A 24,588-nucleotide genomic window follows, 5' to 3' on the forward strand; every position below is an offset into this window, starting at 1 on the left:
GGGTACGGCGACTGCAACTCCCCAGGGGCGCCGGGAACTGCGCGAGCAACCACGACGGACGCGCACCCGCCCGACAGCAGAACCCCCACGGCGAGAGCGCACAACGCCATCCACAGCCAACCGCACCGATGAGCCAACGCACACCGGTCAATCGGCCCGACCGCCGGAGGCAACCGGTAGGGAAAACCCCCGCCCCAAGACGCCGACGGACTCCATGGCCCGGCGGACCACGGCACACGACCCTGGAGACACGGCTGAACCGCCGCTCGGACGAGAAGAACGGGACGACATCGATGGCCACGGAGTACGGACACGGGTACGGGTACGGGCGGGAGGACGGCAGGCCCGCCGGCACCCGCCATCGGCTGCCCGCCGCGCTGCGGGCGCCGTTCGAGGCGCGCACCTGGCGTGAGTTCGGGTATGTGCTGCTGAGCCTGCCGCTCTCGATCGTGCTGTTCACCTGGACGGTGACCATGACCTCGCTCGGCGCGGGCCTGCTGGTGACCTTCCTCGGCGTCCCGGTGCTCGCGGCGGCGCTCGCCGGCTGCCGCGGCTTCGGCGCGCTGGAGCGGGCGCGGGCGCGCGGGCTGCTGCGGCTGGAGGTGGCCGAGCCGGAGCCGCTGCGGATGCGCGCGCCGGGGGCGCTGGCCTGGATGGGCGCGGTACTCAAGAGCGGCACCTCCTGGCGCAACCTGCTGTACACGCTGCTGCAGTTCCCGTGGGCCGTGTTCACGTTCTCGGTGGCGCTGAGCCTGTGGTCGATGGCCCTGTCGCTGCTGACGTACCCGCTGTGGTTCTGGGTCTTCCCGATGTACGGCGGCCAGGGCGGGCTTCAGCTGTACGGCGACGAGCACCACAGCGTCTATCTCGACAACCCCTTCGAGATCACCGTGACCGCGCTGGTCGGGCTGGTGTTCACGCTGGCCGCGCCGTGGATCGTACGGGCCCTGACGACGGTGGACGGGCTGCTGGTCCGGGGCCTGCTGGGGCCCTCACCGCTGTCGGCGCGGGTGGTGGAGCTGGAGTCGGACCGCGGGGTCGTGGTGGACGCGGCCGCCGCCGATCTGCGGCGCATCGAGCGGGACCTGCACGACGGCGCCCAGGCGCGGCTGGTCAACCTGGCCATGGACCTGGGGCTGGCGAAGGAGAAGCTGCGGGAGGACCCGCGGGCGGCGGCACGGATGGTGGACGAGGCGCACGGCGAGGTGAAGACGGCGCTGCAGGAGCTGCGCGACCTCGCCCGCGGCATCCACCCGGCCGTCCTGACCGACCGGGGCCTGGACGCGGCCCTGTCCGCGGTCGCCTCCCGCTGCACGGTGCCGGTGCGGGTGGAGGTCGATCTGCCGTGCCGACCCGCGCCCGCCATCGAGGGCATCGCCTACTTCACCGTCTCCGAACTGCTGCAGAACATCAGCAAGCACAGCCGGGCCCGGTCCGCCTCGGTGGACGTGTGGCGCACGGAGGACCGGTTGATGCTGCAGGTCACCGACGACGGCGTCGGCGGCGCGGACGCCGCTCGCGGCTCGGGCCTGGCCGGTCTCGCCGGCCGTCTGGACGCGGTGGACGGCGTCCTCGTGGTGGACTCCCCGGCCGGCGGCCCCACCCGGGTGATCGCGGAACTGCCCTGGCGAACCTGACGCGTGAACCCGCCCCTGCCTGTCCCGCCTCCGTGGTCCGGGGGCGGGATTGTGCCGGCCGGGCGAGCGGCGCGTACCGAATGCTGGAATGCTGGACCTCCGTACCGGACCTGCGTAGGGCTGACTTGGGGGGCCAGGGGATCGTGGAGGAAAGGGTGCGGGTCGTCATCGCCGAGGACTCAGTGCTGCTCAGGGAGGGCCTGACCCGGCTGCTGACCGACCGCGGGCACGATGTCGTGGCCGGCGTCGGCGACGCGGAGGCGCTGGTGAAGACCGTCGCCGACCTGGACGCACAGGGCGAGCTGCCCGACGTCGTGGTGGCGGACGTACGGATGCCGCCGACGCACACCGACGAGGGCGTCCGGGCGGCCGTACGGCTGCGCAAGGCCCATCCGGGGCTCGGGGTGCTGGTGCTTTCGCAGTACGTGGAGGAGCGCTACGCCACCGAACTGCTGGCCGGATCCAGCCGGGGCGTGGGCTATCTGCTCAAGGACCGGGTCGCCGAGGTGCGCGAGTTCGTGGACGCGGTGGTGCGGGTGGCCGGGGGCGGTACGGCGCTGGACCCCGAGGTGGTCGCGCAGCTGCTCGGCCGCAGCCGCAAGCAGGACGTGCTGGCGGGGCTGACCCCGCGGGAGCGCGAGGTCCTGGGGCTGATGGCGGAGGGCCGCACGAACTCGGCGATCGCCAAACAGCTGGTGGTGAGCGACGGCGCGGTGGAGAAGCACGTCAGCAACATCTTCCTGAAGCTCGGGCTGGCGCCGAGCGAGGGTGATCACCGGCGTGTCCTGGCCGTACTGACGTACCTGAATTCCTGAGGTCCGCATTCCTGAGGTCTGAATTCCCGAGAGCCCTTCTGAGGCATGCTCGGGGGCTTCTTGATCGGGATTCCGGCGACGCGGGTCATCATGCGGGAGAGTGAGCAGCAGCGCGACAAGCCGTCTCGAAACGCCGTCCAATCTTCGGATGACCTCGGGAAGGCGACCCTAACCGACGTAGGGTTGATCCTGGGATGGTCCGTGGGACGATCGCCCCGGACAGCCGCCTCGAAGGAGGTCCAGTTCAGTGACCAGCCAGGTCAGCAGCCAGGCGGAGCAGGCCGACGGAGCCGTCGTCGGAGAACAGCGCAAACCGGGCGGCGCGAAGGACGTGCGGCGCCTGGATCGGGTGATCATCCGGTTCGCGGGGGACTCGGGTGATGGTATGCAGCTCACGGGTGACCGGTTCACCTCGGAGACCGCGTCGTTCGGTAACGACCTCTCCACGTTGCCCAACTTCCCCGCCGAGATCCGCGCGCCTGCCGGGACCTTGCCGGGTGTCTCGTCGTTCCAGTTGCATTTCGCCGATCATGACATCCTGACGCCGGGGGATGCGCCGAATGTGCTGGTGGCGATGAATCCGGCGGCGTTGAAGGCGAACATCGGTGATCTGCCGCGGGGTGCGGAGATCATCGTGAACACGGACGAGTTCACCAGGCGGGCGTTGCAGAAGGTCGGTTACGACGTCTCCCCGCTGGAGGACGGCTCGCTGGACGGCTACAGCCTGCACCCGGTGCCGTTGACGACGCTGACGGTTCAGGCGCTGAAGGAGTTCGAGCTGTCCCGTAAGGAGGCCGAGCGCAGCAAGAACATGTTCGCGCTGGGTCTTTTGTCGTGGATGTATCACCGGCCGACCGAGGGCACGGAGAGGTTCCTGAGGGCGAAGTTCGCGAAGAAGCCCGAGATCATGGCGGCGAACCTGGCGGCGTTCCGGGCGGGCTGGAACTTCGGGGAGACGACGGAGGACTTCGCGGTCTCCTACGAGGTCGCCCCGGCCGCTTCTGCGTTCCCGACCGGCACCTACCGCAACATCTCCGGCAACCTGGCCCTGGCCTACGGTCTGATCACCGCATCCCAGCAGGCGGACCTGCCGCTGTTCCTGGGCTCGTACCCGATCACGCCCGCGTCGGACATCCTGCATGAACTGTCGAAGCACAAGAACTTCGGGGTGCGCACGTTCCAGGCGGAGGACGAGATCGCGGGGATCGGTGCGGCGCTGGGTGCGGCGTTCGGCGGTTCGCTGGCGGTGACGACGACGTCCGGGCCGGGGGTTGCGTTGAAGTCGGAGACGATCGGGCTGGCGGTCTCGCTGGAGCTGCCGCTGCTGGTGGTGGACATCCAGCGGGGCGGGCCGTCGACGGGGTTGCCGACGAAGACGGAGCAGGCGGACCTTTTGCAGGCGATGTTCGGGCGTAACGGGGAGGCGCCGGTGCCGATCGTGGCGCCGCGCACGCCGGCGGACTGTTTCGAGGCGGCTCTGGAGGCGGCCCGGATCGCGCTGACCTACCGCACCCCGGTGATGCTGCTCTCGGACGGGTATCTGGCCAACGGCTCCGAGCCGTGGCGGATCCCCGACCTGGAGGAGCTGCCGGATCTGCGGGTGCGGTTCGCCCAGGGCCCCAACCACACCCTGGACGACGGCACCGCAGTGTTCTGGCCCTACAAGCGGGACCCGCAGACGCTGGCCCGGCCGTGGGCGGTGCCGGGGACGCCGGGGCTGGAGCACCGTATCGGCGGGATCGAGAAGCAGGACGGCACCGGGAACATCTCCTACGACCCGGCCAACCACGACTTCATGGTCCGCACCCGCCAGGCCAAGATCGACAACATCACGGTGCCGGACATCGACGTCGACGACCCCACCGGCGACGCGCGCACCCTCGTCCTCGGCTGGGGCTCGACCTACGGGCCGATCACGGCGGCCGTCCGCAGGCTGCGCGCGGCCGGCGATGCGATCGCGCAGGCGCACCTGCGGCACCTCAACCCCTTCCCCGCGAACCTGGGCGAGGTCCTCAAGGCCTACGACACGGTGGTGGTCCCGGAGATGAACCTCGGGCAGCTCGCCACCCTGATCCGGGCCAGATACCTCATCGACGCCCGCTCCTACAACCAGGTCAACGGCATGCCGTTCAAGGCACAACAGCTCGCCGCGGCTTTGAAGGAGGCCATCGATGACTGACACCGGCAACGGGCTGCTGCAGCTGGTCCCCAAGGCCGAGGCCAAGCAGTCGATGAAGGACTTCAAGTCCGACCAGGAGGTGCGCTGGTGCCCGGGCTGCGGTGACTACGCCATCCTCGCCGCCGTCCAGGGCTTCATGCCCGAACTCGGCCTGGCCAGGGAGAACATCGTCTTCGTCTCCGGCATCGGCTGCTCCTCCCGCTTCCCGTACTACATGAACACCTACGGGATGCACTCCATCCACGGCCGCGCCCCCGCCATCGCCACCGGCCTGGCCACCACCCGCCGGGATTTGAGCGTGTGGGTCGTCACCGGCGACGGCGACGCCCTGTCCATCGGCGGCAACCACCTCATCCACGCCCTGCGCCGCAACGTCAACCTCAAGATCCTGCTGTTCAACAACCGGATCTACGGCCTGACCAAGGGCCAGTACTCCCCCACCTCCGAACTCGGCAAGATCACCAAATCGACCCCGATGGGCTCCCTCGACGCCCCGTTCAACCCGGGTGTCGCTGGCCATCGGCGCCGAGGCGTCCTTCGTCGCCCGCACCATCGACTCCGACCGCAAACACCTCACCGAGGTCCTGCGCGCCGCCGCCGGCCACCCCGGCACCGCCCTGATCGAGATCTACCAGAACTGCAACATCTTCAACGACGGCGCCTTCGACGCCCTCAAGGACCAGCAACAGGCCCAGGAGGCCCTCATCCGCCTGGAGCACGGGCAGCCCATCCGCTTCGGCCCCGACGGCACGCGCGGCGTCGTCCGCGACAAGACCACCGGCGACCTGCAGGTCGTCACCGTCACGGCCGACAACGAGGCGGACGTCCTGGTCCACGACGCCCACTCCGCCTCCCCCACCACGGCCTTCGCCCTGTCCCGCCTCGCGGACCCGGACACTCTGCACCACACCCCGATCGGCGTGTTCCGCTCCGTCGACCGGCCCGTCTACGACACCGCGATGGCCGACCAGCTCGACACCGCCATCGAGCAGAAGGGCAAGGGCGACCTCGCCGCACTCCTCGCCGGCGGCGACACCTGGACCGTCATCGGCTGAGGCCTGAGGCGTCCCCCGACACCGGCTTCGGCCGAGACCGACTTCGGGTGAGGTGACTACGAGGCCCGGGACCCCGCGTCCCGGGCCTCGTCGTACGCCCGGCGGGCCTTCTCCACCTCGCCCATGCGGTCATGGGTCCACTGGGCGAGGGAGCGCACCTGCTCCGCCGCCTCGCGGCCGAGGGCGGTGAGGGAGTAGTCGACGCGGGGCGGGATGACCGGCCTGGCGTCCCGGTGGACCAGGCCGTCACGCTCCAGGGTCTGCAGGGTCTGGGTGAGCATCTTCTCGCTGACGCCCCGCCCGCCGAACCGGCTGATCGCCCGGCGCAGCTCGCTGAACCGGTACGGCCGTTCCAGCAGCTCGATGAGGACGAGGACGCCCCAGCGGCTGGTCACGTGCTCCAGGACGAGCCGGTAGGGACACAGCGCCTCGGCGTCCACGAGCCGCTTCTCACGCACTTCCCTCGTCTCACTTACCGCCATGCCAGTACCTTACTTCAAAGTGGGTACTTTCGCTAGGTTAGCGCCCCTCCTAGGGTGAGTGCCATACGAGACCTACGGCATTCCACAAGGAGTTCCGCATCATGAGCATCGTCGTCACCGGAGCCACCGGACACCTCGGCCGGCACGTCGTGGAGCAGCTGCTGGAGAAGGTTCCGGCGGAACAGATCACCGCCGTCGTGCGCGACGAGGCGAAGGCCGCCGACTTCGCGGCCCGCGGGGTGAGGCTCGCCGTCGCCGACTACAACGCGCCCGAGACCTTCGACGGCCTGTTCGCCGCCGGCGACAAGGTCCTGCTGATCTCCGGCAACGAGTTCGACAAGGGCCGGGTGCGGCAGCACCAAGTCGTCATCGACGCCGCGAAGGCCGCCGGCGTGGCCCTGCTCGCCTACACCAGCGCCCCGGGCAGCCTCACCGCCGCCCTCGCGGACGACCACCGGGCGACGGAGCAGGTACTGCTCGCCTCCGGCCTGCCGTACACGCTGCTGCGCAACGGCTGGTACCACGAGAACTACACCGAGAACCTGGCCCCGGTGCTGGAGCACGGCGCGGTCGTCCAGGCCGCGGGCGACGGCCGGGTCTCCTCGGCCGCCCGCGCCGACTACGCCGCCGCCGCGGTCGCGGTGCTGACCGGCGAGGGCCACGAGAACAAGACGTACGAGCTGGGCGGCGACGAGGCGTGGAGCTTCGCCGAGTACGCGGCGGAGCTCAGCCGGCAGACCGGCAAGGAGATCGTCTACAGCCCCGTCTCCGTCGAGGCCTTCTCCGGCATCCTGACCGGCGCCGGGCTGCCCGGGCCGCTGGCCGCGATCCTGGCCGGTGTGGACGCCTCGATCGAGAAGGGCGAGCTGGTGGTCTCCTCTGGGGACCTCTCGCGGCTGACCGGCCGCCCCGCCACCCCGCTCGCGGACGCGGTCACCGCCGCGCTCAAGGGCTGAGTCATCCGGCACACCCCGGCTGTCATGACCGTATGGCGATACGGCCATGACAGCCGGGGGTGCTCGGCGCTACCTTCGTTCTCGCGTGCCTGACGTGAGAGGGAGGGGCCGGTGGCCGGAAAGTCCAAGGGTGAGCACCGGATAGGCCTGCTGAACGGCTTTGCCGCCTACGGCATGTGGGGCCTGGTGCCCCTCTTCTGGCCTCTGCTGAAGCCCGCCGGGGCGGTGGAGATCCTCGCCCACCGCATGGTGTGGTCCCTGGTCGTCGTCGCCGTCGCCCTGCTCTTCGTACGGCGCTGGGCGTGGGCGGGCGAGCTGCTGCGCCAACCGCGGCGGCTCGGGCTCGTCGCCGTGGCCGCCGCCGTCATCACCGTGAACTGGGGCGTGTACATCTGGGCCGTGAACTCCGGCCATGTGGTCGAGTCCTCCCTCGGGTACTTCATCAACCCGCTGGTGACCATCGCGATGGGCGTACTGCTGCTGAAGGAGCGGCTGCGGCCCGCGCAGTGGGCGGCGGTCGCGACCGGTTTCGCCGCCGTCGTCGTGCTGACCGTCGGCTACGGCCGCCCGCCGTGGATCTCGCTCGTCCTCGCGTTCTCCTTCGCCACCTACGGCCTGGTCAAGAAGAAGGTCGCCCTCGGCGGCCTGGAGTCGCTGGCCGCCGAGACCGCGATCCAGTTCCTGCCCGCGCTCGGCTATCTGCTGTGGCTCGGCGGGCACGGCGACATGAGCTTCCTGAACGACGGCCCCGGGCACGCCGTCCTCCTCGCCTCCACCGGCCTGGTCACCGCGCTGCCCCTGGTCTGCTTCGGCGCGGCGGCGATCCGCGTCCCCCTCTCCACGCTGGGGCTGCTGCAGTACCTGGCGCCCGTCTTCCAGTTCCTGCTCGGCATCCTGTACTTCCACGAGGCCATGCCGCCCGAGCGCTGGGCCGGGTTCGCACTGGTCTGGCTGGCGCTGGTGCTGCTCACGGCGGACGCGCTGCGCACCGCGAGGCGGACCCGGGCATCGCTGGTGGTGGCACGGGGCGAGCGGGCGGAGTCGGCGCCGGTGGAGATCTGACGCCGGTTGTGCGGCCCTTTGCACGGCCGATTGCACGGCCTTTTTGTACGGCCGTTGTCAGTGCCGCGCGCTATAAGTGACGACCATGTCGACGCAGACACCCGCACCACTGCACTGGAAGCTCGTCATCGACGCGGCCGACCCGCACGCCCAGGCCGACTTCTGGGCCGCGGCGCTGCACTACACGCCCGAGGACAACAGCGCCCTGGTCGAACGGCTGCTGTCCCTCGGCGCGCTGCCCGGCGCGGCCACGGTCGAGTACCACGGCCGGCCCGCCTTCCGTGACCTGATCGCCGTACGGCACCCCGACGACCCGTACGACCCGGAGACCGGCACCGGGCTCGGCCGGCGGCTGCTGTTCCAGCGCGTGCCGGAGCCGAAGACCGTCAAGAACCGGCTGCACCTCGACCTGCACGCCGACGAGGGCAGACGCGCGGACGAGGTGACCCGGCTCCAGGCGCTGGGCGCGCGGGTACTGCGCGAGGTGAAGGAGCCCGCCGGTGAGTGGGTACTGATGGCGGACCCGGAGGGCAACGAGTTCTGCGTGCAGTAGGGCTGTGCGCCGGATACGGCGACGGCCGCCGGGTACGGCGTACGGCCGCCGGATGCGGCGTGCGGCCGCCGGATGCGGCGTGCGGCCGCCGGGTACGGCGTGCGGCCTCCGAGTACGGCTGTGCGGACGCCGGTTATGGCTGTGCGGCGCGGGCCGCACGGTCGGTCAGGCGGACCATGCGGGCGCGGGCGGACTCCAGCGGACGCGGGTCGGCGGCGGCCGGACCCGGCTCGGTGGTGAGGTCCGCCCACAGCTCGATGAGGTCGCGGCCCAGTCGCAGGCCCTCCTCCGGGTCGCGCACCGCGCGCCACGCGGTCGCCGCGCTCTGCACGTTGCCGTACGCGGCCTCCGCGTCCCTCGCCTGCCTGCGCAGTGCGGCGAGCTCCAGGGACAGTTCGCAGGCGCGGACCGGTTCGTCCGCCAGGTAGGCGATGTAGGCGGTCAGTTCGCGCAGGTGCAGCACCTCGGCGTGCCCGGCGCCCAGCACGGCGGACGCCTCGATGACCGTACGGTCGGCGAGTTCGGCCGCCGCCTCGATCCGGCCCGCCCGCACGGCCTCGTTGATCCGTGACATCGGCTCCGTGAGCAACTCGGCGCCCTCCGCGGTCTCGGTCACGGGTTCGTCCCCGAGCACCTCCTCGGCGACGGCGTCGAAACCCCGGGCGGGGGTGGGAGTCGCGGTGGTGGGGGCGGCTTCGGCCTCGGAGGCGTCGATGACGGGCAGCAGGGCCTCCGCGACCGACATGACCGGCGCGGGACCGAACTGCCCGGTCGGCGCCTGCACGGTCCCGGGCGACACGGGCACCGGCTGCTTCACCGAGGGGACATCCCGCACACCCTGCGGGGAAGGCACTGGCATGGGTGAAGCCGCAGCCGCCTGCGAAGCCACCGCCGGTGACGCCTCGCCCGCCGCGGCCGTCACACCCGCCGCGGCCCGCGCACCCGTCGCGGTCGGCGGCTCCGGTGAAGTCACGCTCGCCGCCCGCGGCTTCGTCGAGGGCGTGGTCACCCGTACCGCCTGCCCCGTGACCCGGCTGGAGCCGTCCGCCGAGACCTCCAGGGGAACCACGCAGCCCGCGCGGTCGTCGTGGATCGTGGCGTGTATAGGAGCGCCGAGGCTGATGGCCAGGCGCTGGAGGTGGTTGAGGACGGCCTGCTGGATCTCCTCGCCCGGCGCCGCCACCACCGACGTCCCGCCCACCGACGCGCCTCCCGCACCGAACACCCGGACGGCCACCACCGCCGGATGCGCCACGGGCTGCTGCGCCCGCTTCTTCTCGAAGCTGAGTCGGGCCATCAGTGTGCCTCTCCCCCACATCACGATCCGGTCGTACCCCTCGTACCGTGCTCCCCAGTCTCTCCCCACGGTGCGGCCCACGCGTCACCGCGACGTCACAGCCTCGTCCCAGATGGGCGGCCCGTCACCTGCGGGGCGCGGAGGCCGGCAAGGCTCCCGAACGCGACGGACCCCGACAGGAAAGCTGCATGTGCATATAATGCAGGTGCGCTTTATTGTCGTACGCCGATCAACCGGGGGTAGTCATGACGACGCGCCGCTTCCTCTTCCTCCTGGGCAGTTCCCGTGCCCAGGGCAACACCGAACTGCTGGCCCGCGCGGCGGCCGAGCAGCTGCCCGGTGACGTCGAACAGCGGTGGATCCGCCTGGCCGAGCACCCGCTGCCCGACTTCACGGACCTGCGGCACGACAGCGACCACGTACGGCCGCCCTCGGACAGCCCGACCGGTCTGCTGCTGGACGCCACCCTCGCCGCCACGGACATCGTGATCGCCTCACCGCTGTACTGGTACTCGGTGTCCGGCCTCACCAAGCGCTATCTGGACCACTGGTCCGGCTGGCTGCGCACCCCGGGCGTCGACTTCAAGGCGACCCTGGCCGGGCGCACGCTCTGGGGCATCGCCGCGCTCGCCCATGCCGAGACGCCGGTCGCCGACCCCTACATCGGCACGCTCAACAACTCGGCCGCCTACATGGGCATGCGCTTCGGCGGCGTCCTGCTGGGCAACGGCAGCGCTCCGGGTGACGTGCTGAAGGACGCCGACGCGCTGGCCCACGCGAAGACGTTCTTCGCGCAGGACCCGCCCCTCGCGCGCTTCCCGTACGACATCGCCGAGACCGCCTGATCGCCTCATCGCCTGGTCGCCTGAAGGGGAATCAGGCGCTGATGTCCTTCGTCGTGAACCGCGCCCAGGCCGCCGAGCCGAACACGGCCGCGTAGAGCGCCTGGAGCTCGAGGTTCTTCACCAGGTCGTCCCAGTAGACGGGGTCGCGCACCAGGTCGGCGAAGGACAGCCAGTAGTGCGGGAAGAGGTACGGCCGCAGCGCGTGCAACTGGGGTATCTGGTCCAGGATCTGGACCGTGATGAGTATGCCGACGGTGGTCGCCATCGCGGCGATGCCGCTGTTGGTGAGGGTCGAGACGAACAGGCCGAGCGCCGCGACGCCGACCAGTGAGGCGGCGACCACCAGGGCGATCAGCACCGCCCGGCCGAGGCCCTCGGCGAAGCTGATGCGCGTGCCGGATATGGTCGTGAGGTCGCCCAGCGGGAAGAGCAGCGCGCCCGTGATCAGCGCCGAGCCGGCCACGACCAGCGTGGCCAGCACGCAGAAGGCCATCACCGTCGTGTACTTGGTGAGCAGCAGCCGGGTGCGGCCGGCCGGGGCGACCAGCAGATAGCGCAGGGTGCCCGCGCCCGCCTCGCCCGCTATCGCGTCGCCGGCGACGACCCCGACGGCCATCGGCAGGAAGAACGGCAGGGTCGCGGCCAGGGCCGTGAACACCAGGAACAGGCCGTTATTGGTGATCTGCGTCATGAACGCCGGGCCCTGGCCGCTGTGGTCGACCGTCCTGCCGCCCCGGGTCTGGATCTTCACCGCGATCCCGACCAGCACCGGCACGGCAGCCAGCACCACGAGCAGGGCGAGCGTGCGCCAGCGGCGCAGGGTCGTGACCAGTTCGCTGCGCAGCAGCCCGAAGGTCCACAGGGGGCTCGGCCGACGCGCGGCGGATGCGGCGACCCCCTCGGACACCGGGACCGTCTCAGCCCGCGACATCGAAGCCCTCCCCCGTCAGTGCCACGAACGCGTCCTCCAGCGAGGCCCGTTCGACCGTGAATCCCCGGACCCGGACCCCCGCGGCGACCAAGGCCGCGTTCACCTCGGCGAGGTCCCGCGCGGGTGGCTCTCCGGTGACCCGGTCGCCGTCGGCGGTGACGTCCCCGACGCCCTGCTCCTTCAGCACCCGGGCCGCCTCGGCCGGATCCGGGGTCGTCACCACCAGGCGGCCGCGCGCCCCGGCGGCCAGCTCGGCCACCGCGCCCTGGGTGAGGAGCCGGCCTCGGGCCATGACCGCCGCGTGGGTGCAGACCTGCTCGATCTCGTCGAGGAGGTGGGAGGAGAGGAAGACGGTCGTGCCGTCGGCGGCCAGTTCGCGGATCAGGGTGCGGATCTCGCGCATGCCCTGCGGGTCCAGGCCGTTGGTGGGCTCGTCCAGGACGAGCAGCCGGCGCGGCTGGAGCAGCGCGGCGGCCAGGCCGAGGCGCTGTCTCATGCCCAGCGAGTACGCCTTCGCCTTCTTGCCGGCGGCGGCCGCGAGGCCCACCCGGTCCAGGGCGGCGGCGACGCGGACGCGCCGGGTACGGGGGTCGGCGGTCGGGTCGGCGGCGTCGTAGCGCAGCAGGTTGTCCCGGCCGGAGAGGAAGCCGTACAGCGCGGGACCCTCGATGAGGGCGCCGACCTGGGGGAGGACGGACCGGGCCGCCGGGGGCATCGGGCGGCCCAGCACACGGGCCGTGCCCGCCGTCGGCTCGATCAGGCCCATCAGCATGCGGATGGTGGTGGTCTTGCCCGAGCCGTTCGGACCGAGGAAGCCGAAGACGCTGCCGGCGGGGACGGTCAGGTCGAGGCCGTCGACGGCGAGCTGTCCGCCGCGGTAGCGCTTGGTGAGACCACGGGTGGCAATGACGCTCGCCTCCACGTCCCCGGGGGCGGCACGCTGCTCCACCTGCCCCCGGACACGCTGCTTCACTCGCCCCGGGGCCCGCTCCTCGCCTTGCCCCGGGGCCCGCTCCTCGACCTGCCCCGGGGCGCGCTGCTCCGCGTCCCCCGCCTCGCGCTCCGTGGCGGACGCTCCGTCCATCGGCTCCCCCTCGATCCGGCTTCCCTCGATTCAGCCTCCGTGAAGGGTGAACGTACGGTCACGCCGCGTAGTGCCCGGGAGGGGTCACTTTCCTGCGTTCGCCGCCTTCACCAGGGCGTCCTTGGTCACCGCGCCGGCGTACACCTTGCCGTCGTCGGTGATCAGGGCGTTGACCAGGCGGGTGGAGAAGACCGTGCCCTTGCCGAACTTGCCGGAGACCTTGTCGCCGAGCGAGCCGAGGAAGCCGCCGAGGTCACCGCCCCGGGAGCCGGTCGGCAGGCCGCCCTTGGCGCCGGTGTCGAAGGTGGCGATGGACGTCCAGCCCTTGCCCAGCACGTTGGCGCCGTTCCTGCCCTTGGCGAAGTCCTCGCCGGAGTCGGGCGCGTGCTTCCGAGCCGCGGGGTCCTTCTTCTCCTCCGTCACCTTCGCGCCCTTGGGCGGGGTGAAGGAGAACGCGGAGGCGGCCGGCCTGGCGAAGGAGACCTGGGTGAAGCCCACGTCGAGGACGGCGGCGCCGCCGCTTTTCGGCGTCAGCGTGAACTTCAGCGGCATGCCCGTCTTCGCGTCGACGGCGATGCTGACGGCACCTACCGTGGTGCCGGACTGCCTGGGCTTGATCAGCAGCTTGTAGGCGTCCCGGCCGGCGACCCGCTCGGTGCCGTCGACGGTGACGGACGTGGTGTCGTCCACCGACTTCAGCGCCTGGTCCGCGAAGTCCTTCGGCGTGGCCGGCGGCTCGGCCTTGTGCTCCTTGCCGGAGTCGGCCGAAGTGCCGTGGTAGACCTCGTTGGTCTTGCTGTTGTAGCCCCACACGTTCGTGCCGTTGTGGATGAGGCTGTACTCGGAGCCGCTCTGCAGCAGCGACAGCTTCTGCTTCTCGGGACCGTCGGCGGCGACGCGCAGCGTGTGCGTGCCGGAGACCAGCGAGGTGAGCTGGGACTGCGGGTCGGCGGAGGAGCCGCCGCCGGAGCCCTTGACGGCGCCGGAGGCCAGGCTGCTTTCCAGTCCGCCGAGGTCGGGCAGGCCGAGGTCGGTGTTGATTCGCACGGTGCCGGACAGCTGCTGCACGTCCGACTTGGCGATCTTCTCGATGAGCTGCTGTGCGGTGATCCTGGGCAGGTCGGGGTCCCCGGAGGCGGCGAGCGCCGGGACCAGACCGATCGTGGCCGCCGCGACCCCCACCACGGCGACCGGGACCGCGTAGCGGGCGGCCCTGCGGCGTCCGGGGTGCCGCTCCTCGTCCTCCCGCCCGGCGTCCACTGCGTCGTCGGATTCGTACGGTGCCATGTGTGCCTTACCTCCGTCGTCGGCGGCGGCTGTTCTCACGCTGGTCCACCAGAGCCGCCATTCTCACCCGAATCGGTGAGGAGTGGTGATTTCCGTGGTCCCCATCTCACCAAATCAGCCATGAGGAAGCGTCAGACCACGGAGCCAACTCCGTGTACGCCTGCGGTATGACACGTAGGGGCCGGAGCTCCGCCGACCCGTAGGGGTCTCACCGGAACGGAGGGAGCCGTACGGGGTCGTGGGGGCGTACGGACGCACGGGCGTATGACCCGGCACGCGCGCGTGCGGGGCCGTACGAACCGGAGGGGCGGACGGCCGGAGGCCCGGAGCGGCGGACCACCGGAGACGGGCCACCCGGTCGCACGGCCCGGAGCGCGGCGCGGTGAACGGCGCGGCGAACGGCCGGAAGCGTGCCGGGCCGTACGACCGGAGGCGTACGGCGTGTCGGGTGACGGGAGGTCAGCCAGCGCGGTGGACCACCGCGTCGCACAGCTCCATCAGCGCGGCCTTGGCGTCGCACTCGCGCAGCGGCACCAGCGCGGCCCGCGCCTCCTCCGCGTACCGCACGGTGTCCCGGCGGGCCTGCTCCAGCGCGGGGTGGGCGCGCAGCGCGGCCAGCGCCTCGGCGTGCCGGGCGTCGTCGCTGAGGTCGGAGTCGAGCAGCTCGCACAGCGCGATGTCCTCGGCCAGACCCAGGCGGGCGGCCCGCTCGCGCAGCCGGAGCACGGGCAGCGTCGGGATGCCCTCGCGCAGGTCGGTGCCCGGGGTCTTGCCGGACTCGTGCGAGTCGGAGGCGATGTCCAGGACGTCGTCGGCGAGCTGGAAGGCGACACCGAGCCGCTCGCCGTACTGGGTGAGCACGTCCACGACCGTCTCGTCGGCGCCGGACATCATCGCGCCGAACCGGCACGACACCGCCACCAGCGAGCCCGTCTTGCCGCCGAGCACGTCCAGGTAGTGCTCGACCGGGTCGCGGCCGTCGGAGGGGCCGGCGGTCTCCAGGATCTGGCCGGTGACCAGCCGCTCGAACGCGAGCGCCTGCACCCGGACCGCCTCGGGGCCGAGGTCGGCGAGGATCTGGGAGGCGCGGGCGAAGAGGAAGTCGCCGGTGAGCACCGCGACGGAGTTGCCCCAGCGGGTGTTGGCGCTGTCCACGCCGCGGCGCACGGCCGCCTCGTCCATGACGTCGTCGTGGTACAGCGTGGCGAGGTGGGTCAGCTCCACGACCACGGCCGAGGGCACGATGCCCGGCGCGTAGGGGTCGCCGAACTGGGCCGCGAGCATCACGAGCAGCGGCCGGAACCGCTTCCCGCCGGCTCGTACGAGGTGCTGCGCGGCCTCCGTGATGAACGGGACCTCGCTCTTGGTGGCCTCGAGCAAGCCTTCCTCGACAGCCGCCAATCCGGCCTGGACATCGGCTTCCAGAGCCTGGTCCCGCACGCTCAGCCCGAACGGCCCGACGACGGTCACGAGGGGTCTCCTGTCTGCTGGTGTCTGCTGGCGATTACACGGTTTGTCGATAGGTCGCTGCCATCACTCAAGTCAGCGTATCCGGTCCCTGTTCGATCACCGATAGCGCCCACCGGTCCAGCCCGGGCGGTATCGGATCACGACCGGTATGTTTTTGATCAAGTGCTATGAGCGGACATTTATCGACTTAACAGGAATCCGCGCCCTGTGTCGCGAACCGAAGAGCGGGCGGAGTAATGCCTGCCACCCGATTCACCCAAATCCCTCATGTCCGATTTAAAATACTTTGCGATTTAGTGAGTTGGGTCACGCGCGATCACGCGCAACCGCCACCCCTGAGGGCCCGCCAGGCTACCTCCACTCCTTGCTCCGTGGGCGAGTTGAGAGTTGGCAACCGCAAAGGATCAAGTGTCCCAAACGGCGCATACCAAGGTCAAACTGGACGTTATGTGAATCCAGCCCTTGTTCCCGACATGTGCTCTCGCATACGTTCCGGGCCAGTCGGGTGGACGCCGAATCCTGCCGCCGCCCGTGTGACCCATCGACGAACTCATTCGTACGGCAGGAGCGGGGGACCCAGGTAAGTCCGCCGGACCGGCCGGCACACGCCGCACCGGAACGGCTAGGGGTGAAGCCGTGTCCTCTCCCGAGGGCGCGGCCGGGCACCTCCCCGCCCGAACCCGACAGCTCACCTCGCAGGCGCCGGAGAGGACTTCCCCATGCCCGCTGCCGCTCAGCACCGCCGCCCCCGCGCCAACCGTCTCGCCCGCGCCCTCGCCGTCGCCGGCACCGGCGCCGCCGTCCTCGCCCTGCCGCTCATCGGTGCCACCAGCGCCTCCGCGGCCACCGGCACGACCGCCACCAAGACGGCTTCCACCACCCTCGCCGGGTACCCGAACAACCTCGACGGCTGGATCCGCGAGTCCCTCGCGATCATGGCCCAGAAGGGCATCCCGGGCACCTACGACGGCATCCACCGCAACGTCATGCGGGAGTCCTCCGGCAACCCGAACGCCATCAACAACTGGGACTCCAACGCCGCCAAGGGCATCCCGTCCAAGGGCCTGCTCCAGGTGATCGACCCGACCTTCAACGCCTACCACGTGGCCGGCACCTCCTTCGACCCCTACGACCCGGTCGCCAACATCACCGCGGCCTGCAACTACGCCGCCGCGCGGTACGGGTCGATCGACAACGTGTCCAGCGCGTACTGACGGTCCCGCGACCGGCCCGGCCTCGGCCGCCCGGAGTGTGCCCCGACCTGACGGAGGGGCGCGCCGGGCGGCCGTCGCCGCTTCCGCGGGACGGGCGGGCGCCTACTGATGTGCCGGTCAGTCGGTCGGGAACAGTCTTTCGAGGACGGCGGCGATGCCGTCGTCCTCGTTCGACAGGGTGACCTCGTCGGCCACCGCCTTCAGTTCGGGGTGCGCGTTGGCCATGGCGACCCCGCGTCCGGCCCACTCGAACATCGGGATGTCGTTGGGCATGTCGCCGAACGCCAGGGCCGCCTCCGCCGCGATCCCGAGCCGCTCGGCGGCCAGCGCGAGACCGGTCGCCTTGGTCACCCCCGACGGCTGGAGCTCCACGGTCCCCGGCCCCGACATGGTGACGGTCGCGAGCGAGCCCACCACCGCGCGCGCGATGGCCGCCAACTCGTCGTCGGGCAGGGCGGCATGGCGCAGCAGCACCTTGCTGATCGGCGCGCACCACAGGTCGTCGCGCCGGCCGACCCGGACCGCGGGCAGGGTCGGGTGCGGCATCCGGTACCCGGGCTCGATCAGCGTGAGCCCGTCGACCCCGTCCTGGTCGACGGCCGCGTACACCTGCCCCACCTCGGCCTCGATCTTGCCGAGCGCGGTCTCGGCCAGCTCCCGGTCCAGCCGGACCGACCACAGCAGACGGCCGGTCCCGGCGTCGTAGACCTGTGCGCCCTGGCCGCACACCGCGAGCCCCGTGCAGCCGAGGTGCGCGAGGAGCTGCCGTACCCGCGGAGCCGGGCGGCCCGTCACCACCAGGTGCCGGGCACCGGCCCGCGCCACCCGCGCGAGCGCGGCGAGCGACCGGCCGGAGACGCTGTCGTCGCCGCGCAGCAGTGTTCCGTCCAGGTCGGTGGCGATCAGTGCATATGCGGGTGAGGCTGCCATGATCAGAGAATACGGATACCTGGCTCCGCCGACTCACCTTGTCGCCCTGCGCACTTACGTGCTGATCCACCCCAAGTGGTGTCTCCCGCCTCCTCGTTGATGCGCGCCGATGAGCGGGATCAGGGCGGGCCGCGGCCTCACCCGTGGGCCGACGCCAGGTGTTTCGTCAGGCGCGGTGAGGCGAACTCCGTGCCGCAGACGAAACGCATCACCGGGCCGTACGACGACGCCGCCGGCAGACCGGTGAAGTACAGGCCGGGAACGGACGAGACGAAGCCGGGGCCGAGCCTCGGCGTGCCGCGGCTCACCGCGAGCCGGGTGCGCAGTTCGTGGCCGAGGAAGTCCATCGCCGCGATGTCCACGCGGTAGCCGGTGGCGGCGATGACGTGGTCGGCGGTGAGCCGCTCGGTGTGCCCGCCGTGGGTGCGGACGGTGAGGACGGGGCTGCCGCCCGGTGCCTCGGCGCTCACCACCCGCTCCACGTCCTGCACCTGCACCGCGCTCTCGAAGCGCTCGCGCAGCCACCAGGCGCCGAGCGGTCCGAGGACCCGGCGGACCAGGAAGTGGCGGGTGGCCTCGGGCAGGTAGCGGTAGGGGTGCGGGTAGTAGCTGAACGCCCACAGCGACCAGGCGCGGCCGAACGGGGACTCGGGACGCAGCTTCGGCTGGTCCCAGGGCGGGGCGCCGAAGGCGACCCGGCCGCGGCCGCGCGCGACCACACGCACGCGTGCCCCCGCCTCGGCGGCGAGCGCCGCGGTCTCCAGCGCGGACTGGCCCGCGCCGACCACGATGAGCTCCTTGCCGGCGAAACGGCTCAGGTCGTGGTGCTGGGAGCTGTGCGAGACCGGGCCGGTGGGCGCCGGTCCGTCGGCCGCTGCTTCCGCGAGCTCCGCCGGCAGATGCGCGAGGCCCGACAGCCCGGTGGCGACGACGACCGCGCGCGCGGTGAACATCTCCCCCGAATCCAGCTTCAGTTCGAAGCCGCCGCTCTTGTCGCGGTCCACCGAGACGACCCGGACCCCCTCCAGGCCGGGGACGAGCTTCTGCTGGAACCACTCGCCGTAGGCGATGAAGGTCTCCACCGGGATGATGTCCTCGTCGGTGACCAGGCGGCGGATGCCTGCCGCGTCGCAGTAGTCGGCGAGGGTGTGGCCGGGCTGCGGGCAGTCGAGGTTCGAGGCGGCGGGTGTCGACTTCAGGAGCATGCCCTCGGGCATGTGGTCGCGCCAGCTGACCATGGGGTCACCGAAGACGCGGACGGGAATGCCGCGCGCCCGCAGATGGGCGGCGGTGGACAGGCCGAACGGCCCGGCCCCGATGACTGCAACCGGTCGAGTCACGAAGTCCCTCCCCAGGACATGGTGCGCCACTCTTGGCGGTGGCTTTGCCTACTTCGTGGAGGTGCTGCTGCCGCGGCGGTTGGTCCGCCACAGCTGGTAGAGGTGCTTCGCGCCCGGGCGCACGAAGCGGGCGAGCATCGTGAGGAACGGCAGCGGGTCGTCACCCGCGAGCCAGGCCAGCTCGGTCCCGCTCGCCGTCGCCGGCGCGTGCGGCGTCGTATAGCCGCTGCGGCGGTAGGCGAGGAGGGCCGGCAGGTCGATGTTCTCCACGATGTAGCGGTGGCCGGCGCGCTGTTCCCCCTCCGGGACGGGGCGGCCGGTCAGGTTCAGATGCATGGCGCGTACGACGTCCACGCCCGACTCGTTTTCGAACAGCCGGAACTGGGCGCCCATGCGCGGGTTGAAGTCGAGGAGCTTGTACTGTCCGTCGCGCCGGTCGAAGCGCAGGTCGAGGTCGATGATGCCGCTGTAGCCGATCTGTTTGATGAAACGCGCGGCGAGGTCGGTGAGTTCCGGGTTGTCGACGACGTACGCGTTCGCCGTCATGCCGGCGTGCGGCGGCCAGGAGCGGACCTTGACGCCGGTGAACATCGCGAGGGGGCTCGCGTCCTGGTCGAAGCAGGCGTGCACGATCCAGTCCTCGGCCTCCTCGCGCGGCAGGTACTCCTGGAGGATCACCCCCGGCCGCGCGCCCCAGTCGCGGGCCAGGACGAGCAGGCCCTCGCGGGTGGCGATCCGCGTGGTGCCGCCCACGGCCGGCCGGGTACGCCGGACGAACGCCTCCCGGTTCTTGGCCACCACCGGGAAGCGCGCCGTGTCGGCGAAGGCGACCACGTCCTCGTACGACTCCGGGAACGCCGACGCGGGGCTCGGGATGCCGTACTCCACGCACAGTTCGTGCAGGCCCTGCTTGCTGGCGAGCCGGCGCGGCAGCGCGGGGTCGACACGCGGGAAGAGAAAGGAACCGGCCAGCTCTTCCTGGTGCTCGGCGATCAGTACGGCGGCCTCCTCGTCCGTGGGGACGAGAACCGTGGGGCGGCCGATGCGGCGGCCGATGCGCAGCAGGCCCTCGACCAGATGGCCGGGTTCCTCCGCACCGGTCGTCGGCCACACGAAGGCCTTCTTCAGATAGCGGGAGGAGGCCGCGGGCGTGTAGGCGTCCTCGGTGATGGCGTACATGGGCACGCCGAGCCGGCCCAGGCTGCGGATCGCGCCGACGCCGCCGTGGTGCAGCGGATAGTCGCCGAACTTGACGATCAGCCCTGGTACGTCCCGGTCCGCCTCGAACGGCACACCGACGGTGTCTCCGGCCACGGGTCCCCCCACGTGTCCCCCCAATGGAACGGACCCACCCCGTCCGTGTCCCCAAAGGACGCTAAGCCGGAATTGCCGCCTCCGACAAGGCCTATTCGGACATTGCGAACTCTTTAGACAGGGTGCGAGCAACCTTTCGAAGCCTCTTCGACACGACCTTTCGGACACCGTGACGGGCGCCGCAGGAGGCTCTGCCCAAGACACGCATCACGGCCGTAACGTGTGGCGCGACCACATGGAACGAGCGCCACGCACGGCCCGGATGAGAGTGAGGCAGCACCCCATGCCCCCCTTCGACGTCCCCGAGGGCGACCCCTTCGGCCCGCACAACCTTCCCTATGGCGTGTTCTCGCCCTCCGGCAGCACGGAGCGGAGGGTCGGCGTCCGGCTCGGGGGCCAGGTCCTCGACGCGGGCGCCGCGGCCGCCGCCCTCGGCTCGCCGCACCACGCGCTGCTCGCGCGGCCCACCCTCAACACGCTGCTGGCCGCCGGCCGCCCGGCCTGGACGGAGGTACGGCGCGCCGTCACGGCCTGGGTCACGGACCCCGCGCACCGCGAGGCCGTCGAGCCGCTGTTCCACCCCCTGTCCGAGGTAACCCTGCACCTGCCGTTCGAGGTGGCGGACTACGTCGACTTCTACGCCTCGGAGAACCACGCCCGCAACGTCGGCCGGATCTTCCGCCCGGACGCCGAGGACTCGCTCACCCCCAACTGGAAGCACCTGCCGATCGGTTACCACGGCCGCTCCGGCACGGTCGTCGTCTCCGGCACGGACGTCGTACGGCCGTCCGGGCAGCGCAAGGGCCCGGCCGATCCGGCACCCGTGTTCGGCCCGTCGATCCGGCTGGACATCGAGGCCGAGGTCGGCTTCGTCGTGGGCGCGCCGTCCGCGCTGGGCCGGCCGGTCCCGCTCGGCGACTTCCGCGAGCACGTCTTCGGGCTGTGCCTGCTGAACGACTGGTCCGCGCGCGACATCCAGGCCTGGGAGTACGTCCCCCTCGGCCCCTTCCTCGGCAAGTCCTTCGCGACCTCCGTGTCGGCGTGGATCACCCCGCTGGAAGCGCTGGAGCACGCGCGCGTGGCGCCTCCGGAGCGCACGCACCCGCTGCTGCCCTACCTGGACGATTCTGCACCCGGCATCGAGCCCGGCGGCTACGACCTGCGGATCTCCATCGCCATCAACGGCCACGTGGTCTCCGAGCCGCCTTTTTCGACCATGTACTGGACGGCCGCCCAGCAGCTCGCCCACATGACGGTGAACGGCGCCTCGCTGCGCACCGGCGACCTGTACGGCTCGGGCACGGTGAGCGGCCCCGAGGAGCGTCAGCGCGGCTCGCTGCTGGAGCTGACCTGGAACGGCCGCGACCCCCTGGAACTCCCGGAGGGCAAGCGGGCCTTCCTGGAGGACGGCGACGTGGTGACCCTGACGGCCTGGGCCCCCGGCGCGGACGGACGCCGGGTCGGGCTGGGGGAGGTCAGCGGACGGGTCGTGGCGGGGTGAAGGGTGGTCTCCTTGTAGCAGGTCGTTGACACAAGTCCGCCGGGACGGACGCCTTGTACTCACGGTTTGACGCAAGCGGTGAGTACGAGTCGTGCGTTCACGGCGGGCTTCCATGCGGACTTCCATGACGGATCTCGGCGTGACCGCCCTGTCGGCGGCCTCCCGGCCCTGGTCGACCGCTACGCCCGCACTTCCGGCGTTGCCACGGGCACCCCGGCGGCCTGCCGGCTGTCCGCACTCGACCACGGCAAGGGCGTGGTGCCCTGCTGAACTCGCGTTGCGACGGAACCGTGGGGACCGCATCCACCGCAAGCCGGACCCAGGGGCGAGCGAGTGGCCGCAACCACGCGACGGATCACCGCCGAGACCTGCCTCTCGCCGCCCGGCACCGTCATACTGGGCGGACACGCACCATGCGATGCGCCCTCGGCGCATCGACCCGCACCACCCGACACCCGCACAACTCTCCGACCAGGAACCGGAGCCCCGGCATGACCGTCTGCCTGCTCCTGCTGAGCGTCGTCGCCCTGACGGCCGCCCTGCCGGCGCCGCGCGCCCTGACCCGTGCCGCCTGGCCCGAGCGGGAACCCGTCGTCGCGCTGTGGGTGTGGCAGTGCCTGGTCGCCACCGTCCTGCTGTGCTGCCTGGCCGCACTGGTCCTGGGCGCGGCGGCCGTCTTCCACACCGTCCGCGACCACGTGTTCGCCCCCGCGCCGCCCTCCGTCACCGCCGCCTACGACCTCTCCTCCGCGCCGGTGTGGGCCTCCGCCCTCACCATGCTGCTGGCCTGCGGGGCCGCCTGGACGACGGCGATGCTGGCCCGGGAACTCGTCGAGGCCCGCCGCAGCCGCGGCCAGGCCCGCGCACAGCTGCGCGAGCGCGCCCCCGACCTGCCGGCCGGGCTGCCGGCGGCACGCGGCCCGATGCTGGTGCTGGAGGACGAGTACCCGGACGCCTGGTGGATGCCCGGACATCCGCCGCAGCTGGTCGTCACCACCGGCGCCCTCCACCGGCTCACCGACCATCAGCTGGACGCCGTCCTCACCCACGAGCGCGGGCACGCGCGTGCCCACCACGACTGGCTGCTGCACCTGTCCACCGCGCTCGCGACCGGCTTCCCGCGCGTGCCGCTCTTCGCCCACTTCTGCGACCAGACGCACCGCCTGGTCGAGCTGGCCGCCGACGACACGGCGTCCCGGCGCTGCGGCCACCTCACCACGGCCCTCGCGCTGATCGAACTGAACCAGCACCGGGGCGTCCTGTCCTGCGCTTCCAGCCGCCGTCTCCTCGGCGAACGCGTGGACCGGCTGCTGGAACCCCCGCCACGGCTGCTGCGCCGGCACCGGGCCCTGACGACGACGGTGGCCGCCCTGGTGCCGCTGCTGCCGCTGCTGATCACGTTCGCGCCGGGGCTGACGGCACTGTCCTGACCGGCTCACCGAGTGGCAGATCTTCCCGACCGGCAAGGAAAACCCGCAGGTGAGCGGGGTATCCGACGCCGCCTCACCTGGCGCAACACTTCAGCAACACGACTTTCCCTACCGCATCGGTATGGTTCCAGCCATGCCACCCACCGACCGCCCCCGCGACCACGCCGGTCAGGGCGCCGCGACCACCGTCGCCGCCCACCGCACGCGTCGACGGCTGCGCGCGGACCGGGCCCGGCAGCTCGCCGACCTGCTGCGCCACCAGATCCTCACCGGCGCTTTCCAGAACGGCCCCCTCCCCCATGAGTCCACCCTCGCCACCGACTACCGCGCCTCCCGCAACACCGTTCGCCAGGCCCTGGACCTCCTCAGGGCGGAGGGCCTGGTGGAACGGCTGCCCGGTGTCGGCACCGTGGTCGTCGCCCGGAAATACCCGCACGGGCTCGACCGTCTGATGGGCCTCGCGGAAACCCTCCGCGAACACGGCCGCGTCACCAACGAGGTCCGCACCATGGGCCCCGCCCCCGCACCCGCCCCGGTCGCCGACCGCCTCCACGTCCCCGCCGGTGCCGACGTCCTCTACATCGAACGCCTGCGCCGTCTCAACGGCCTCCCCCTCTCCCTCGACCTCACCTACATCCCGCTCGACATCGGCACCGCCCTGCTCGGCGCCGACCTGGAGAACACCGATGTCTTCCGCCTCCTGGAAGCCATCACCGGCCGCCCCCTCGGCCATGCCGAGATCACCCTGGAGGCGGTGACCGCGGACGCCCACTCCGCTGCCGTACTCCAGGCCCCGCGCGGCGCCGCCGTGCTGATGCTGGAACGCCTCACCCACCTCGCCGACGGCCGCCCCGTCGACCTGGAGTTCATCCGCTTCCGCGGCGACCGGATCACCATGAGCGGCCTGCTCCACCGGTCGTAGACACCCCGCCGCACCTGCCCCTGCCTGCACGTTTCCTGGAGACAGCCATGCCCTTGGCGCCCCAGCGGGCCGACGTGCCCGTGACCATCGACGAGTCGAAGTGCATCGACGGCTGCACCCTCTGCGTGGACATGTGCCCGCTGGACTCCCTCGCCATCGACGAGACGAACGGCAAGGCGTACATGCACGTCGACGAGTGCTGGTACTGCGGCCCCTGCGCAGCCCGCTGCCCCACCGGGGCCGTCACCGTCAACATGCCCTACCTGCTCCGGTGAGAGGTACCA

21 protein-coding genes, 1 pseudogene and 1 riboswitch are annotated in these 24,588 nt (G+C 71.5%); of the genes and pseudogenes, 13 read left to right on the plus strand and 9 right to left on the minus strand.

Annotation, left to right across the window (positions count from 1 at the left end):
* Nucleotides 1-293: 293 nt before the first annotated feature.
* The 4 genes and pseudogenes from ABB07_RS16145 to ABB07_RS16160 all read left to right on the plus strand — a co-directional run bounded on the left by ABB07_RS16145 (nucleotide 294) and on the right by ABB07_RS16160 (nucleotide 5,686).
* Nucleotides 294-1,637 (plus strand): sensor histidine kinase, encoded by a 1,344-nt coding sequence (locus ABB07_RS16145; protein WP_208899359.1) that lies wholly within the window; start codon nucleotides 294-296, stop codon nucleotides 1,635-1,637.
* A 155-nt stretch (nucleotides 1,638-1,792) separates the two neighbouring features.
* Nucleotides 1,793-2,452: a response regulator transcription factor gene (locus ABB07_RS16150; protein WP_279617390.1), complete on the plus strand. Its 660-nt coding sequence runs from the start codon at nucleotides 1,793-1,795 to the stop codon at nucleotides 2,450-2,452.
* Nucleotides 2,453-2,699: 247 nt separating this feature from the next.
* Nucleotides 2,700-4,631 (plus strand): 2-oxoacid:acceptor oxidoreductase subunit alpha, encoded by a 1,932-nt coding sequence (locus ABB07_RS16155; RefSeq protein WP_208899361.1) that lies wholly within the window; start codon nucleotides 2,700-2,702, stop codon nucleotides 4,629-4,631.
* Nucleotides 4,624-5,686, plus strand: a pseudogene (locus ABB07_RS16160) (2-oxoacid:ferredoxin oxidoreductase subunit beta). Before ABB07_RS16155 ends, ABB07_RS16160 begins: the two are co-directional and overlap by 8 nt.
* Before the next feature lie 56 nt (nucleotides 5,687-5,742).
* Here the strand turns inward: ABB07_RS16160 and ABB07_RS16165 are convergent.
* On the minus strand, nucleotides 5,743-6,168 hold the full coding sequence (locus ABB07_RS16165; protein WP_208899362.1) for a winged helix-turn-helix transcriptional regulator: 426 nt from the start codon (nucleotides 6,166-6,168) through the stop codon (nucleotides 5,743-5,745).
* A 101-nt stretch (nucleotides 6,169-6,269) separates the two neighbouring features.
* Between ABB07_RS16165 and ABB07_RS16170 the strand changes: the two genes are divergently transcribed.
* The 3 genes from ABB07_RS16170 (at nucleotide 6,270) to ABB07_RS16180 (ending at nucleotide 8,739) form a co-directional block, all read left to right on the plus strand.
* Nucleotides 6,270-7,124 (plus strand): SDR family oxidoreductase, encoded by an 855-nt coding sequence (locus ABB07_RS16170; protein WP_208899363.1) that lies wholly within the window; start codon nucleotides 6,270-6,272, stop codon nucleotides 7,122-7,124.
* Nucleotides 7,125-7,235: 111 nt separating this feature from the next.
* The gene (gene rarD, locus ABB07_RS16175; RefSeq protein WP_208899364.1) at nucleotides 7,236-8,186 is read left to right on the plus strand and encodes an EamA family transporter RarD; all 951 of its coding nucleotides are present in this window, start codon (nucleotides 7,236-7,238) and stop codon (nucleotides 8,184-8,186) included.
* A gap of 85 nt (nucleotides 8,187-8,271) precedes the next feature.
* Nucleotides 8,272-8,739, plus strand: coding sequence for a VOC family protein (locus tag ABB07_RS16180; RefSeq protein WP_208899365.1), 468 nt, complete (start codon nucleotides 8,272-8,274; stop codon nucleotides 8,737-8,739).
* Nucleotides 8,740-8,872: 133 nt separating this feature from the next.
* Here ABB07_RS16180 and ABB07_RS16185 read toward each other — a convergent pair whose 3' ends face one another.
* The gene (locus tag ABB07_RS16185; protein ID WP_425264811.1) at nucleotides 8,873-9,940 is read right to left on the minus strand and encodes a hypothetical protein; all 1,068 of its coding nucleotides are present in this window, start codon (nucleotides 9,938-9,940) and stop codon (nucleotides 8,873-8,875) included.
* Nucleotides 9,941-10,281: 341 nt separating this feature from the next.
* Here ABB07_RS16185 and ABB07_RS16190 point away from each other — a divergent pair, with 341 nt between their 5' ends.
* Nucleotides 10,282-10,881: a flavodoxin family protein gene (locus ABB07_RS16190; RefSeq protein ID WP_208899367.1), complete on the plus strand. Its 600-nt coding sequence runs from the start codon at nucleotides 10,282-10,284 to the stop codon at nucleotides 10,879-10,881.
* A 31-nt stretch (nucleotides 10,882-10,912) separates the two neighbouring features.
* Here ABB07_RS16190 and ABB07_RS16195 read toward each other — a convergent pair whose 3' ends face one another.
* From ABB07_RS16195 to ABB07_RS16210, 4 genes are all read right to left on the minus strand, one after another.
* Nucleotides 10,913-11,812, minus strand: coding sequence for an ABC transporter permease (locus ABB07_RS16195; RefSeq protein WP_208899368.1), 900 nt, complete (start codon nucleotides 11,810-11,812; stop codon nucleotides 10,913-10,915).
* Nucleotides 11,799-12,896, minus strand: coding sequence for an ABC transporter ATP-binding protein (locus ABB07_RS16200; protein WP_244189383.1), 1,098 nt, complete (start codon nucleotides 12,894-12,896; stop codon nucleotides 11,799-11,801). The genes ABB07_RS16195 and ABB07_RS16200 overlap by 14 nt, the downstream gene beginning before the upstream one ends.
* 84 nt (nucleotides 12,897-12,980) lie before the next feature.
* Complete coding sequence (locus tag ABB07_RS16205) at nucleotides 12,981-14,183, minus strand: LolA family protein (RefSeq protein ID WP_208899369.1); 1,203 nt, start codon at nucleotides 14,181-14,183, stop codon at nucleotides 12,981-12,983.
* A gap of 459 nt (nucleotides 14,184-14,642) precedes the next feature.
* Entirely contained in the window at nucleotides 14,643-15,653 is a 1,011-nt protein-coding gene (locus ABB07_RS16210; protein WP_055707701.1) for a polyprenyl synthetase family protein, read from the minus strand.
* Between the two features lie 532 nt (nucleotides 15,654-16,185).
* A riboswitch (cyclic di-AMP (ydaO/yuaA leader) is annotated at nucleotides 16,186-16,368 on the plus strand.
* A 4-nt stretch (nucleotides 16,369-16,372) separates the two neighbouring features.
* Between ABB07_RS16210 and ABB07_RS16215 the strand changes: the two genes are divergently transcribed.
* A complete protein-coding gene (locus ABB07_RS16215) occupies nucleotides 16,373-16,867 on the plus strand; it encodes a transglycosylase SLT domain-containing protein (protein ID WP_208899370.1) in 495 nt (164 codons plus the stop codon).
* 117 nt (nucleotides 16,868-16,984) lie between these two features.
* Here the strand turns inward: ABB07_RS16215 and ABB07_RS16220 are convergent, their stop codons facing one another.
* The 3 genes from ABB07_RS16220 to ABB07_RS16230 form a co-directional block, all read right to left on the minus strand.
* Nucleotides 16,985-17,797 (minus strand): HAD family hydrolase, encoded by an 813-nt coding sequence (locus ABB07_RS16220; protein WP_208899371.1) that lies wholly within the window; start codon nucleotides 17,795-17,797, stop codon nucleotides 16,985-16,987.
* 137 nt (nucleotides 17,798-17,934) lie between these two features.
* Nucleotides 17,935-19,137: an FAD-dependent oxidoreductase gene (locus ABB07_RS16225; RefSeq protein WP_208899372.1), complete on the minus strand. Its 1,203-nt coding sequence runs from the start codon at nucleotides 19,135-19,137 to the stop codon at nucleotides 17,935-17,937.
* A gap of 48 nt (nucleotides 19,138-19,185) precedes the next feature.
* Nucleotides 19,186-20,430 (minus strand): carboxylate--amine ligase, encoded by a 1,245-nt coding sequence (locus ABB07_RS16230; RefSeq protein WP_208903474.1) that lies wholly within the window; start codon nucleotides 20,428-20,430, stop codon nucleotides 19,186-19,188.
* A 304-nt stretch (nucleotides 20,431-20,734) separates the two neighbouring features.
* On the opposite strand from ABB07_RS16230, the gene fahA reads away from it, so the two are divergent.
* The 4 genes from fahA (at nucleotide 20,735) to ABB07_RS16250 (ending at nucleotide 24,579) form a co-directional block, all read left to right on the plus strand.
* A complete protein-coding gene (fahA, locus tag ABB07_RS16235; RefSeq protein WP_208899373.1) occupies nucleotides 20,735-21,952 on the plus strand; it encodes a fumarylacetoacetase in 1,218 nt (405 codons plus the stop codon).
* Between the two features lie 491 nt (nucleotides 21,953-22,443).
* Nucleotides 22,444-23,382 (plus strand): M56 family metallopeptidase, encoded by a 939-nt coding sequence (locus ABB07_RS16240; RefSeq protein WP_208899374.1) that lies wholly within the window; start codon nucleotides 22,444-22,446, stop codon nucleotides 23,380-23,382.
* 133 nt (nucleotides 23,383-23,515) lie between these two features.
* Nucleotides 23,516-24,304 carry a GntR family transcriptional regulator gene (locus ABB07_RS16245; protein ID WP_208899375.1) on the plus strand — a complete coding sequence of 263 codons (789 nt, stop codon included), beginning with the start codon at nucleotides 23,516-23,518 and terminating at the stop codon, nucleotides 24,302-24,304.
* A 47-nt stretch (nucleotides 24,305-24,351) separates the two neighbouring features.
* The gene (locus ABB07_RS16250) at nucleotides 24,352-24,579 is read left to right on the plus strand and encodes a 4Fe-4S dicluster domain-containing protein (protein WP_031166915.1); all 228 of its coding nucleotides are present in this window, start codon (nucleotides 24,352-24,354) and stop codon (nucleotides 24,577-24,579) included.
* Nucleotides 24,580-24,588: the final 9 nt, after the last annotated feature.

This window comes from Streptomyces incarnatus (genome assembly GCF_001027185.1).
Taxonomy (GTDB): domain Bacteria; phylum Actinomycetota; class Actinomycetes; order Streptomycetales; family Streptomycetaceae; genus Streptomyces; species Streptomyces puniciscabiei.